At 47.3% G+C, this 14,478-nt stretch carries 10 protein-coding genes; all 10 read left to right on the top strand.

Features of this window, described 5'->3' with window-relative positions; genetic code table 11:
• The first annotated feature begins 246 nt into the window (after nt 1-246).
• The 10 genes from tkt (at nt 247) to tdcD (ending at nt 14,476) form a co-directional block, all read left to right on the top strand.
• Entirely contained in the window at nt 247-2,238 is a 1,992-nt protein-coding gene (gene tkt, locus LVQ76_RS05665; RefSeq protein WP_232864562.1) for a transketolase, read from the top strand.
• Nucleotides 2,239-2,355: 117 nt separating this feature from the next.
• Nucleotides 2,356-3,426 carry a 7-bladed beta-propeller protein YncE gene (gene yncE / locus LVQ76_RS05660; protein ID WP_232864561.1) on the top strand — a complete coding sequence of 357 codons (1,071 nt, stop codon included), beginning with the start codon at nt 2,356-2,358 and terminating at the stop codon, nt 3,424-3,426.
• A gap of 157 nt (nt 3,427-3,583) precedes the next feature.
• Nucleotides 3,584-5,530, top strand: coding sequence for a TonB-dependent receptor domain-containing protein (locus LVQ76_RS05655; protein WP_370640070.1), 1,947 nt, complete (start codon nt 3,584-3,586; stop codon nt 5,528-5,530).
• 380 nt (nt 5,531-5,910) lie between these two features.
• The gene (epd, locus tag LVQ76_RS05650; RefSeq protein WP_232921193.1) at nt 5,911-6,930 is read left to right on the top strand and encodes an erythrose-4-phosphate dehydrogenase; all 1,020 of its coding nucleotides are present in this window, start codon (nt 5,911-5,913) and stop codon (nt 6,928-6,930) included.
• A gap of 48 nt (nt 6,931-6,978) precedes the next feature.
• Complete coding sequence (pgk, locus tag LVQ76_RS05645) at nt 6,979-8,142, top strand: phosphoglycerate kinase (RefSeq protein ID WP_154150633.1); 1,164 nt, start codon at nt 6,979-6,981, stop codon at nt 8,140-8,142.
• Between the two features lie 101 nt (nt 8,143-8,243).
• Nucleotides 8,244-9,323 carry a class II fructose-bisphosphate aldolase gene (fbaA, locus tag LVQ76_RS05640; RefSeq protein ID WP_064513655.1) on the top strand — a complete coding sequence of 360 codons (1,080 nt, stop codon included), beginning with the start codon at nt 8,244-8,246 and terminating at the stop codon, nt 9,321-9,323.
• Between the two features lie 465 nt (nt 9,324-9,788).
• Entirely contained in the window at nt 9,789-10,727 is a 939-nt protein-coding gene (tdcA, locus tag LVQ76_RS05635; RefSeq protein ID WP_232921192.1) for a transcriptional regulator TdcA, read from the top strand.
• A 101-nt stretch (nt 10,728-10,828) separates the two neighbouring features.
• Nucleotides 10,829-11,818, top strand: a complete 990-nt coding sequence (gene tdcB, locus LVQ76_RS05630) for a bifunctional threonine ammonia-lyase/L-serine ammonia-lyase TdcB (protein WP_064513651.1) — start codon at nt 10,829-10,831, stop codon at nt 11,816-11,818.
• Nucleotides 11,819-11,905: 87 nt separating this feature from the next.
• Entirely contained in the window at nt 11,906-13,237 is a 1,332-nt protein-coding gene (tdcC, locus tag LVQ76_RS05625; RefSeq protein WP_151993172.1) for a threonine/serine transporter TdcC, read from the top strand.
• Between the two features lie 30 nt (nt 13,238-13,267).
• A complete protein-coding gene (tdcD, locus tag LVQ76_RS05620; protein ID WP_232921191.1) occupies nt 13,268-14,476 on the top strand; it encodes a propionate kinase in 1,209 nt (402 codons plus the stop codon).
• The last annotated feature ends 2 nt before the right edge of the window (nt 14,477-14,478 follow it).

The raw sequence follows: 14,478 nt of genomic DNA, 5'->3' as shown, positions 1-14,478 counted from the left end.
GATAACTGCTCAGAGGTGATTTAGCCACAAACCATTGGCTAGTCGCTTCAGTATAAAGAAGTTAGCCAAACTCGCGCAGCAACTTGCGCAACATGCGAGCAGGTTCCAGAGATTTCTTAACCAGACAAAAGGATGCTCCATGTACATGGCACATCGCTTGCGGTACATTGATGGCAATTTTTTGGGCGTAGCCCATAACGCATAGTAGTCAAGGCCTGACCTTCAACCATCCGATCTGGAGTCAAAATGTCCTCTCGTAAAGAGCTTGCCAATGCTATTCGTGCACTCAGCATGGACGCAGTACAAAAAGCCAAATCCGGTCACCCGGGCGCCCCTATGGGTATGGCCGACATTGCCGAAGTCCTGTGGCGCGATTTCCTGAACCATAACCCGCAGAACCCTGCATGGGCTGACCGTGACCGCTTCGTGCTGTCTAACGGCCACGGCTCAATGCTGATCTATAGCTTGCTGCACCTCACAGGTTATGACCTGCCGATTGAAGAACTGAAAAACTTCCGTCAGCTGCATTCCAAAACTCCGGGTCACCCGGAAGTGGGCTACACCGCTGGTGTTGAAACCACAACTGGCCCGCTGGGCCAGGGTGTTGCGAACGCAGTGGGTATGGCAATTGCTGAACGCACCATGGCAGCACAGTTCAACCGTCCAGGTCACGACATCGTTGACCACTTCACCTACACCTTTATGGGTGATGGCTGCATGATGGAAGGTATCTCCCATGAAGTTTGCTCTCTGGCGGGTACGCTGGGTCTGGGTAAACTGGTTGCCTTCTATGATGACAACGGTATCTCTATCGACGGCCACGTTGAAGGCTGGTTCACCGACGATACCGCAAAACGCTTTGAAGCTTACGGCTGGCATGTAGTGCGCGGCGTTGACGGTCACGATGCAGACGCAATCAAACGCGCTGTTGAAGAAGCTAAAGCGGTTACTGACAAACCTTCATTGCTGATGTGCAAAACCATCATCGGTTTCGGTTCGCCAAACAAAGCCGGTACGCACGATTCCCACGGCGCACCTTTGGGTGACGCGGAAATCGCACTGACCCGCGAAGCGCTGGGCTGGAAACATGCGCCATTCGAAATCCCTTCTGAGATCTATGCTCAGTGGGATGCAAAAGAAGCAGGCCAGGCGAAAGAAGCAGCATGGAACGAGAAGTTCGCCGCATATGCTAAAGCCTTCCCGCAAGAAGCTGCTGAATTTACCCGTCGTATGAAAGGCGACATGCCTGCTGATTTCGCAGCTAAAGCGCAGGAGTTCATCAAGAACCTGCAGGCTAACCCAGCAAAAATCGCCAGCCGTAAAGCGTCTCAGAACACCATCGAAGCATTCGGCCACCTGCTGCCTGAATTCCTCGGCGGCTCCGCTGACCTCGCGCCTTCTAACCTGACTATCTGGTCTGGCTCTAAAGCAATCAATGAAGATCTGGCCGGTAACTACATCCATTATGGTGTACGTGAATTCGGTATGACGGCGATTGCGAACGGTATCGCGCTGCACGGTGGTTTCCTGCCGTACACCTCTACCTTCCTGATGTTTGTTGAATATGCACGCAACGCGGTGCGTATGGCAGCTCTGATGAAGCAACGCCAGGTGATGGTCTACACCCATGACTCAATCGGTCTGGGCGAAGATGGCCCAACTCACCAGCCTGTAGAGCAGCTTGCTGCCCTGCGCGTGACGCCAAACATGAGCACATGGCGCCCATGTGACCAGGTTGAATCTGCGGTGGCGTGGAAATACGCTGTAGAACGTCACGACGGCCCGACCGCGCTGATCTTCTCCCGCCAGAACCTGGCACAGCAGGATCGTACTGAACAGCAACTGGCGGATATCGCTCGTGGCGCATACGTTCTGAAAGATTGTGCAGGCACGCCTGAGCTGATTCTGATTGCAACCGGTTCTGAAGTTGAACTGGCTGTTGCAGCCTGGGATCAACTGACTGCTGAAGGCATCAAGGCGCGCGTGGTTTCTATGCCGTCTACCGATGCGTTCGACAAACAGGATCCAGCGTACCGTGAAGCCGTGCTGCCGAAAGCAGTTGCTGCGCGTGTTGCTATCGAAGCCAGCATCGCTGACTACTGGTACAAATACGTTGGCCTGAACGGCGCTGTTGTGGGCATGACCACCTTTGGTGAGTCAGCACCTGCTGAGCTTCTGTTTGAAGAGTTTGGTTTCACCGTTGCAAACGTAGTGAAACAGGCTAAAGCCGTTCTGTAAAACGTCATACATGAAAGGCCAGCAAGATAGATTGCTGGCCTTTTTTTTATCTGTTGTTGATAACGCAATTGAAAATCATTATCATTCACATTCGTAAATAAATGTGAATCTAAGTAAATGAATCGACATACTTTGTACGGATACCAAAAATCGGGCTTCATTGCTTTAACCATCGCACTATTGATGAACTCACTGAGCGCGAGCGCTAAACCACTCCCTGAAAAGGATTTTCTTACCGTCCCTATGGGAAATGGCGTGTATGAGTTGGCATATGACGCCTCTCAAAACGTTCTGTTCGCCGCCTCTGCCCCTTCGTTTGATAAAGATAAAACTGATGGTCTTGTCTATAAACTGAACCCAGAGACGCTGAAGACAACGGGAAAAATCACTACTGAGCGACGCGCATTTGCCACTGTGCTGGATGAAGAAAACCATATTTTGTATATCGGTAACACCCTTGAAGGGTCCGTCACTCTTATCGATACACGCACTGATAAAGAGATTAAAACGGTTCAACTGAGTGATATCAGCAATCCCAAAGAAATCGTTCACACCCGTGAAATGGCGCTCGATAAAAAACACCAGCGCTTATATGTCTCCGGCGTTGCTCAGCAAGGTATTATTTGGGTTATCGACACGCAAAAACAACAGCATATTGCGACCATTGAAAATATGGGTGAATATCCAACCGGGCTGACTGTCGATGAAGATAAAGGGCGAGTTTATGCTGTAAACGGCAGTGGGGAATTTATTACGCTTGATGCCAGCGATAATAAAATTATTTCACGTGTTAAAGTTGACCCCCAGAAAAAACACTTCTTCTTAAATATCGCGCTGGATAATAAAAAAGAGCGTGCATTTATTACCGATCCCGATTTACCGGATGTGTTGGTGGTTTCACTAAAAGACGGGAAAATCATTGATCGTATTAAGGTGATTAACTCTCTGGCAGTGATGTACAACAGTGGCCGCAACGAAGTTTATATCACTCACCGTAATGCACAGCTGATAAGCGTTGTCGACGGCGACACTTACAAAGTAAAAGCTAGCATTACGACGTCGGCCTTGCCTAATAGCCTTGCGCTTTCAGCAGATGGCCACACTCTTTACGCCAGCGTGAAACAGGGCGAAAAAGAGATGGGCAAAAAACCGGATTACATTATTAAAGTCAATCTCGACAAAATCTAATCCACTTTTAATTAAAAGAACAATAAAGCCCTGTGGTGAAAATTCACAGGGCCGGCAGGCTTTTTTCAATATCTCAGGTAATTAAAAAATGGGAAATAATAAGCGGTTGGTGTTGGCACGCACAGTGGCAGGAATAGCGGTGCTGGCTGGAGGCTCAATGCTTACAGTGTTAGCCGAGGGAAATAACGCTTCTCTTAACGAAAATGAAGATCAAATGGTGGTGACTGCGTCGGGTTTTTCTCAGCAGAAAAAAGATGCCCCAGCCACCATTTCCGTTATTGACCGAAAACAGCTCGATGAAAAACCAAACAGAAATGTTGCCGAAGCTATTCAGGATTTACCAGGCGTTAATATCGGTAGTGGTTCGAGTGATATGGCGACCGGCAGTATTATGATGCGGGGTATGGACTCAAGCTATACCGCGTTTATGGTCAACAGCGTCAAACAAAATACCGGTGAGTCGCGCCCTTATGGGCAAGATATTGGTGCTGAAGTTAATTTCCTGCCACCGATGGAAGCTATCGAACGAATTGAAGTGATTCGTGGGCCCATGTCATCGTTGTATGGCTCCGATGCGATCGGTGGTGTGGTTAACGTTATCACCAAAAAACCTTACGGCGTGCAGGACTGGACCGGAGCATTGGCGGCCAATACTTTCCTTCAGGAAGACAGTTCATTCGGTAATACCAACCAGATGAATTTGTTCGCCATGGGGCCTATTGTGCCCGACGTGCTGGGTATTAGCGTCGCCGCCGACTGGCTTAATCGTCGCGACGACGAGCGCAATAATTACTTCAGCAAGAACGATCGTAAATCAATTGATATGACCGTAGGCCTTGCGGCCAATGAAACAAACTTATTTGATCTGAACGTTGTCTCCGGCGAGCAAAAGAAAAACCGCGATAATGCACCGTGGATGTGGAAGTTTGATCGTGATGCGGTGACGCTAAGCCATAGTGGTTGGTACGCTGAAGGCACTATCGCGACAAAAAACTACATCAACTACGAGAAAGGGCGCTCAAAATACAGCCTGGATGGCGATGCTCCACAGTACATTGAGACCGAAAACTACGTTGCCAACAGCCAGACGACTTTCACATTCGATAATCACAAACTCACCGTTGGGGCTAACTTCACGCGTGAAGAACTTAACGACCAGTTCGCTGTTTCCAGTAAAGAAGCGCCTGGCGTTGAACCGGTGACCAAAATCAGTCGCAATGGTTGGGCGCTGTTCGCTGAAGATGGTTGGCAAATTGGCGACTTTACGCTGACCACATCCGCACGTATGGATCGCGACAACTATTTCGGTACACACATCACGCCAAAACTTTATGGCAACTGGGCGATTACGGATGCCTGGGCTCTGAAAGGCGGTGTATCCGCAGGCTATAAAAAACCTGAGCTGCGCGAAACCTCCGCTGATTTTGTTACGCCACGTGGCTCATTACCGCCGTACCCGTATTTGACCGTAGGTAACGATGACCTGAAACCAGAGAAAAGCGTCAACTCCGAACTCGGCCTGTACTGGGCAGGAGAGAGGCTGGCGTTAGACGGCACGGTTTTCTATACCCAATTCAAAGATAAAATCTCCGAAGAGACGATTTGCGAAACGACGGCGACTAACCAGTGCCAGATGAACGGCTATAAAGCAGACTCCATCAGCAAATACTTTAACGTCGGCAAAGCCGATGTCTATGGTGTTGAGCTTAATGCGGACTGGCAGATGACTGAAACGGTAAAAGCTAACGCAAACTACACCTATAACCACAGCGAGCAGAAAACAGGCGTAAATAAAGGCTACGCGTTGAATGACTACCCGAGCCATATGGCAAACGTGTCGCTGACCTGGTCGGCTACCGAAGCGTTGGATTTGTGGAGCAAAGCGAATTATCGCAGCAGCAACCGCGATACTGGCGATCATATTGACTACGAAGCCTGGACGATGGTTGATCTCGGCGCGCGTTATCAGTTGAACAAGCACACGCAGTTGATGGCAGGGATTTACAACATGTTTGATGCCGATCCACAACGCATCACCCAATGGGGTGATTACGGGCTGGTCGAAGGGCGTCGCTATAACTTGGGTGCTCGAATCGAATTTTAATTGAGTGCATATATTCAGTGCATAAAGGACAAACGCTGCTCGGTGGTGGCGTTTGTCCTTCATCTTTTAATCCGATCATGCTCTAAAGCCTGTGAGTATGAGTGGTTGCTTGTTTACGCTGGCTACTATTCGTCCTTAGCCTTTAATTCGTTGCAGTTATTCCATCGAAAATGTGACCTGTGTCAGAAGATTAGTTGCCTGTCCTGGGGTAACGTTCCATTTATTCCCTGTTTCGCTTACCATAGCTGAAGCGTTTCAGTCGACTAAATGTTCGACAATTAAGCAAACAAATGCAGTTTCAATAGTGCGAGGATTCCCCTCAGACGATTGCTGGATTACTCTGTCAGCCACTTAGTCTCAGGGATTCTGGCAGGAGAGATATGACCGTACGCATAGCAATTAATGGCTTCGGTCGCATTGGGCGCAACGTGGTACGTGCTTTGTACGAATCCGGTCGCCGTGCGGAAATTACCGTCGTAGCAATCAATGAACTGGCTGATGCTGCGGGTATGGCGCATCTGTTGAAGTATGACACCAGCCATGGCCGCTTCGCCTGGGACGTCCGTCAGGAGCGCGACCAGTTATGGGTAGGCGACGACGCCATCCGTATTTTGCACGAACCGGAAATTGCTAATTTGCCGTGGCGTGAACTGGGCGTTGATGTGGTGCTCGATTGTACCGGTGTGTTTGGCTCCCGTGCAGACGGTGAAGCTCATCTGGCAGCCGGTGCTAAAAAAGTCCTCTTCTCTCATCCAGGCGGTAACGATCTCGACGCCACCGTTGTTTACGGTGTGAATCATGAAAGTGTGGTTGCTGAGCATCGCATTGTTTCAAATGCCTCTTGCACCACAAACTGCATCATTCCAATAATCAAACTCCTTGATGATGCTTACGGTATTGAGTGGGGCACAGTCACCACCATTCATTCGGCCATGCATGATCAACAAGTTATTGACGCCTATCATCCAGACTTGCGCCGCACCCGTGCTGCCAGCCAGTCTATTATTCCAGTTGATACGCGTCTTGCTGCTGGTATCGCACGTATTTTCCCGAAATTTAACGATCGTTTTGAAGCGATCGCGGTGCGAGTTCCTACCATCAACGTCACGGCGATAGATTTAAGCGTGACGGTGAAAAATGCAGTTAAAGCCAATGAAGTCAACAAGTTGCTGCAAAAAGCAGCACGAGATTCATTTCATGGTATAGTTGACTATACGGAATTACCGTTGGTCTCGACTGATTTTAACCATGATCCGCATAGTGCCATTATTGATGGCACACAAACCCGGGTCAGTGGGCAACATCTGATTAAAACTCTAGTCTGGTGTGATAATGAATGGGGCTTTGCTAACCGAATGCTCGACACGACGTTAGTCATGGCCGCAAGTGGTTTCAGGTAGAGCGCATATGCGTTCGCAAAACTTTAAGAATCAACGAGAGGATTCACCATGTCTGTAATTAAGATGACCGATCTGGATCTGGCTGGTAAGCGCGTTCTGATCCGTGCAGATTTGAACGTACCAGTTAAAGAAGGGAAAGTGACATCTGACGCACGTATCCGTGCATCACTGCCAACTATCGAACTGGCCCTGAAGCAAGGCGCTAAAGTGATGGTAACTTCTCACCTGGGTCGTCCGACTGAAGGCGAGTACAACGAAGAATTCTCTCTGCTGCCGGTTGTTAACTACCTGAAAGACAAATTGTCTTCCCCGGTTCGTTTGGCTAAAGATTACCTCGACGGCGTTGAAGTTGCTGAAGGTGAGCTGGTTGTTCTGGAAAACGTTCGCTTCAACAAAGGCGAAAAGAAAGACGACGAAACTCTGTCTAAAAAATACGCTGCACTGTGTGACGTATTCGTAATGGACGCTTTCGGTACTGCTCACCGTGCACAGGCTTCTACTCACGGCGTTGGCAAATTTGCAGACATCGCTTGTGCAGGCCCGCTGCTGGCTGAAGAGCTGAGCGCACTGGGTAAAGCACTGAAAGAACCAGCTCGTCCAATGGTTGCTATCGTTGGCGGTTCTAAAGTTTCTACCAAACTGACTGTTCTTGATTCCCTGTCCAAAATCGCTGACCAGCTGATTGTTGGTGGTGGCATCGCGAACACCTTCGTTGCTGCTCAAGGCCACAATGTAGGTAAATCTCTGTACGAAGCAGACCTGGTTGACGAAGCTAAACGCCTGCTGACTATCTGTGATATCCCAGTACCTGCAGACGTTCGCGTTGCAACTGAGTTCTCTGAGACTGCTACTGCAACTCTGAAATCTGTAAACGACGTGAAATCTGACGAGCAGATCCTGGATATCGGTGATGCATCTGCGCAGCAACTGGCTGAAATCCTGAAGAATGCAAAAACCATTCTGTGGAACGGCCCGGTTGGCGTGTTCGAATTCCCGAACTTCCGTAAAGGGACTGAAATCGTTGCTAATGCAATCGCAGATAGCGAAGCATTCTCTATCGCAGGCGGCGGCGACACTCTGGCAGCAATCGACCTGTTCGGTATTGCTGACAAGATCTCCTACATCTCCACTGGTGGCGGCGCATTCCTCGAATTCGTGGAAGGCAAAGTCCTGCCAGCAGTAGCGATGCTCGAAGAGCGCGCTAAGAAGTAATGATTCCGGGCAGGTTTAACCTGCCCGTTGATTTTATGCCACTGTAAAGTATGCGGCGGCACAAACGTTTTTTCTAAATGCGACGATACAGGACGACAAACATGTCTAAGATTTTTGATTTCGTAAAACCAGGTGTTATCACCGGTGATGACGTACAGAAAGTTTTCCAGGTAGCAAAAGAGAACAACTTTGCTCTGCCAGCAGTTAACTGCGTAGGCACCGACTCTATCAACGCCGTTCTGGAAACTGCTGCGAAAGTTAAAGCTCCAGTTATCGTTCAGTTCTCTAACGGTGGTGCTGCATTCATCGCTGGTAAAGGCGTGAAAACTGACGTTCCTCAGGGCGCTGCAATCCTGGGTGCTATCTCTGGCGCACATCACGTACACCAGATGGCTGAACATTACGGCGTGCCAGTAATCCTGCACACTGACCACTGCGCTAAGAAATTGCTGCCGTGGATCGATGGCCTGTTAGACGCGGGTGAAAAACACTTTGCAGCAACTGGCAAACCACTGTTCTCTTCTCACATGATCGACCTGTCTGAAGAGTCTCTGGAAGAAAACATCGCGATCAGCTCTAAATACCTGGAGCGTATGTCTAAAATGGGCATGACTCTGGAAATTGAACTGGGTTGCACCGGCGGCGAAGAAGATGGCGTAGATAACAGCCATATGGACGCTTCTGCTCTGTACACTCAGCCAGAAGACGTTGATTACGCTTATACCGAACTGAGCAAAATCAGCCCACGTTTCACCATCGCTGCTTCTTTCGGTAACGTGCACGGTGTTTACAAACCAGGTAACGTGGTTCTGACCCCGACTATCCTGCGCGATTCTCAGGATTATGTTTCTAAGAAACACAACCTGCCGCACAACTCCCTGAACTTCGTATTCCACGGCGGTTCCGGTTCTACTGCTCAAGAAATCAAAGATTCCGTGAGCTACGGTGTTATCAAAATGAACATCGATACCGATACCCAGTGGGCAACTTGGGAAGGTATCCTGAGCTACTACAAAGCTAACGAAGCGTATCTGCAAGGTCAGTTGGGCAACCCGAAAGGCGAAGACCAGCCGAACAAGAAATACTACGATCCGCGCGTATGGCTGCGTTCTGCACAGACTTCTATGATCACCCGTCTGGAGCAAGCTTTCAAAGAACTGAACGCAGTAGACGTTCTGTAATTTGAAGCGCTAAACGCTTGAATCTGGCCCGCCTCGTGCGGGCTTTTTTGTACCCTAAAGAAAATTTTATTTTCAGCCTTAGCTTAAATAACCAGCATTTTGATTTGAAATAAACTGATAATAGAAACACTATTTTCTGATGCGAGATCTTTCTGAGCGTTATTTATTTCAGCAACTTTATGAGATTATTTTATTTTTATTATAAGTAACTATAAAAGTGGGAGTTATTTGTACAGATACGATTTTATTATCACCATAACTTTATTTTATTACTCCAGCTAAGGTTGACCTTAGTCATGTAAAAGGCAAATGGTGAATGTTCAACGTGTTGATTTTAAAGAATTAAATACGTTTGTTTGCTTTGCGTACGATTAACGCTCTGGTAATTGTGAGTCACTGCACACTACAACTCATACATAATTCGATATGATCTGCTGCATGGAACGTTAATAGGCGCAGATTCACATGGACAATAATACCTTACCTAAGACACAACACCTGCTTGTTTTTCAGGAAGTGGTGAGGAGTGGATCATTTGGTTCTGCGGCCAAGCAATTGAGCCTGACCCAACCTGCCGTCAGTAAAATTATAAGTGAGATGGAAAGCTATTTCGGCCTAGAGCTTATTATTAGAAAAAATACCGGCGTTAAATTAACTGAAGCAGGGAAAGTATTGCTGACTCACGCAGAAACCATCACCCGTGAATTACGTAATATGTGTAGTGAAATGAATCGTATGGTAGGCAATAGCGTTGTGGATGTGTCGTTTGGCTACCCGTCGCTTATCGGTTTTACTTTTTTGCCTGGCATGATGAAAGAGTTTAAACAGCTTTTCCCACAGGCACAGGTTTCAATGTTCGAAGCCCAGCTTTCCTCTTTCTTGCCCGCTATCCGCGATGGTCGCCTGGACTTTGCGATTGGCTCATTGAGCGACGAAATGCTGCTTCAAGATTTGCACATTGAACCCTTGTTCGAGTCAGAATTTGTTTTGGTTGCCGACCGAACGCGGGTAGTGAAAGGGACAACCACGCTTAGCGCATTAAGCCATGAGCAATGGGTTTTGCCACAAACGGAAATGGGATATTACAGCGAGCTTTTGACAACACTGAAAAAGAACAATATTAAAAGCGAGAACATCGTAAAAACGGACTCAGTAGTCACAATTTATAATCTGGTACTCAATGCTGGTTTCCTCACTGTTATTCCACGCGATATGATTTCTCCATTTGGGTCAAATCAATTTATTAAAATTCCGGTTGAAGATAAATTACCTGTCGCACGTTATGCAGCCGTTTGGTCTAAAAATTATCGAATTAATAGATCTGCTGCCACATTAGTTGAGCTTGCCAAAAAACATTCATTGCGTAGCCAATTTCAATTTAATAAATTAACTGAAGTTGCTTAGCCTAATTCAATTAATTGATAAACATATAACTCATTCAAGGTGATTGATCTAATAATCCGTCACCTCCGGTATTGTTTTAGCTTTTTAATGTTGAGGTCAACATGCATATCGACTATGAACTTCCTGTTACTATTATTGATGTTCTTGAAGCGAAGAAAAGACTCGCTGGATATATATATAAAACAGGGATGCCCCGTTCTAATTATCTCAGCGAATGCTGCAAGGGCGAGATATTTTTGAAATTTGAAAATATGCAGCGTACAGGTTCATTTAAAATACGTGGTGCTTTTAATAAACTTAGCTCCTTAACTGAAGAAGAGAGAAAAAAAGGGGTAGTGGCTTGCTCTGCTGGCAACCACGCGCAAGGGGTTTCACTTTCCTGCGCTATTCTGGGAATCAATGGCAAGGTGGTGATGCCTAACGGTGCACCGAAATCTAAAGTGGCAGCAACTACCGATTACTCAGCACAGGTAGTGATGCACGGTGATAACTTCAACGACACCATCGCTAAGGTTAGCGAAATTGTTGAGATGGAAGGGCGTATCTTCATACCGCCGTACGATGATGAACATGTTATTGCCGGGCAAGGCACCATCGGCCTCGAGATTCTTGAAGATTTATATGATGTAGATAACGTTATCGTGCCGATTGGCGGTGGTGGATTAATCGCAGGTATTGCGTTGGCGATTAAATCAATCAACCCGACAATTAATATTATCGGTGTGCAGGCTGAAAATGTGCATGGTATGGCCGCATCGTTTTATAAAGGTGAGCTGATGGCACACCGTACTTCAGGGACATTAGCCGATGGTTGTGATGTTTCCCGTCCTGGCAGAATAACTTATGAAATCGTGAAGAAATTAGTTACCGATATTGTATTAGTCAGTGAAGATGAAATTCGCAACAGTATGGTGGCGCTAATCCAACGCAATAAAGTTGTTACTGAAGGCGCTGGCGCACTGGCCACTGCAGCTTTATTGAGTGGCAAGTTGGATCATTATATTAAAGGCCGTAAAACAGTAAGCATTATCTCCGGCGGAAACATCGATCTCTCGCGTGTTTCGCAAATCACAGGATCAGCAGATATTTGATATAGCCAACTAATTCGGGTTGCACTCAGGATAATAAATGTGTAACCCGAAATATAACGGATATTGAATTATTAAAGGAACTCTATTATGAGTAATACTGATGCAACCCTTATTGGCCAAAAAGCTGTATCGCAATGGCGCAAATCTGACACCACCTGGACATTAGGCTTATTTGGCACCGCAATCGGTGCCGGGGTTTTATTCTTCCCGATCCGTGCAGGCTACGGCGGTTTAATTCCAATATTGATCATGCTATTCCTGGCTTATCCCATTGCATTTTATTGCCACCGCGCATTAGCACGCCTGTGTCTGTCGGGCAGCAACCCTTCTGGAAATATTACCGAAACGGTAGAAGAGCATTTTGGTAAGACAGGTGGTGTGGTCATTACCTTCCTGTACTTCTTTGCCATTTGCCCGTTGCTGTGGATTTACGGCGTTACGATTACCAACACCTTTATGACTTTCTGGGAAAACCAGCTGCAACTCATGCCGCTAAACCGCGGTGTGGTGGCGCTGTTCCTGCTGCTGTTGATGGCTTTTGTTATCTATTTTGGCAAAGACCTGATGGTCAAAGTCATGAGCTATCTGGTGTTCCCGTTCATTGCCTGCCTAATCCTGATTTCCGTCTCGCTGATCCCTTACTGGAACTCTGCGGTTATCGATCAGGTGAGTCTCAGCGATATTTCGTTTACCGGCAGTGACGGCATTCTTGTGACCGTATGGCTCGGTATTTCCATCATGGTTTTCTCCTTTAACTTCTCACCGATTGTCTCTTCGTTTGTGGTTTCCAAACGCGAAGAGTATGAGAAGGACTTCGGCAGGCAGTACACCGAAGACAAATGCTCGAAAATTATCTCCCGTGCCAGCATGTTGATGGTGGCTGTTGTAATGTTCTTCGCCTTCAGCTGCTTATTCACGCTTTCACCGCAAAATATGGCCGAAGCAAAAGCGCAAAACATTCCGGTGCTTTCTTATCTGGCAAACCACTTCTCATCGATGTCAGGTTCGAAGTCTACCTTCGCCACTACGCTTGAGTATGGTGCGTCTATTATTGCCCTGGTCGCTATCTTCAAATCCTTCTTCGGCCACTATCTCGGCACACTCGAAGGGCTTAATGGTCTGGTTCTTAAGTTTGGCTTTAAGGGCGATAAAACCAAAGTCTCCGGGGGCAAACTCAATCTCATCAGTATGGTCTTTATTATGGGGTCGACCTGGGTTGTGGCTTATGCCAACCCGAACATCCTCGATTTGATTGAAGCTATGGGTGCGCCGATAATTGCCTCTCTTCTTTGCCTGCTGCCAATGTATGCCATTCGCAAAACCCCTGCGCTGGCGAAATATAAAGGCAGAACCGAAAACATTTTTGTCACAGTAATTGGTTTGCTGACCATTCTAAATATTGTCTACAAGCTTATCTAATTACTTACTCAGGACGAGTGGAATTTAAAAATGAATGAATACCCGGTAGTGTTGACGATTAACTGTGGTTCTTCTTCGGTTAAGTTTTCAGTGTTAGATGCAGAAACTTGCGACGTGCTTTTATCTGGAATTTGCGAAGGTATTAATACCGAGCGTGCATTTTTAACGGTAAATGATGGAGAGCCAGTTATTCTGGCTCACCAGAATTATGAAGAGGCACTTGCGGCAATATCTGCTGAACTTGAGAAACGTCATTTAATTGATAGTGTGGCCTTTGTTGGCCACCGTATTGCTCACGGTGGTTCTTTATTTAGCGAGTCGGTATTAATTACCGATGACGTTATAGAAAAAATTCGCCAGGTTTCAACTTTGGCACCGCTGCACAATTATGCCAATTTACACGGCGTGGAATCTGCACGGCTTCGTTTCCCTGGCATTCCTCAAGTCGCGGTATTCGATACTAGTTTCCATCAGACGCTAAAGCCCGAAGCTTATTTGTACGGCCTGCCATATCGTTACTTTGAAGAGTACGGTGTGCGCCGCTATGGGTTCCATGGCACTTCACATCGTTACGTTTCCCAGCAGGCGAGCGAACTACCCGGCCTGGAGTCAGCAAAATCGGGGTTGGTGATTGCTCACTTAGGAAATGGCGCTTCGGTTTGCGCGGTGCAGAATGGCGAAAGCGTTGATACGTCGATGGGCATGACGCCGCTCGAAGGGCTGATTATGGGCACGCGCTGCGGCGATGTGGATTTCGGCGCTATGGCCTGGCTTGCCCGCCAGACCGGGCAATCGCTGGATGACATGGAACAGGTCGCCAATAAAGAGTCCGGGTTATTAGGTCTTTCAGGTTTGTCATCTGATTTACGCACCCTGGAAAAAGCCTGGCACGAAGGCAATGAACAGGCGCAATTGGCGATTAAAACCTTTGTTCATCGAATCGCCCGAACCATTGGCGCGCATGCCGCGGCATTAGAAAGTTTTAATGGCGTTATTTTTACCGGTGGCATTGGTGAAAACTCCATTCTTATTCGCCGACTGGTTTCAGAACGGTTACGGGTATTTGGGATTGAACTGGATACTGAAAGAAATAACCAGCCTAACCGAATCGGACAACGAATTATTTCCAGCGATAGTTCAGCAATTATTTGCGCTGTTATTCCGACTAACGAAGAGAAAATGATTGCGCTTGATGCCCTGCAATTAGGTCAAGAAAGCCGCCTCGCAGAATATGCCTGAAT

This window comes from Buttiauxella cochleicola (assembly GCF_021283185.1).
GTDB lineage: Bacteria > Pseudomonadota > Gammaproteobacteria > Enterobacterales > Enterobacteriaceae > Buttiauxella > Buttiauxella massiliensis.
This window is presented reverse-complemented; position numbering and strand designations above follow the sequence as displayed.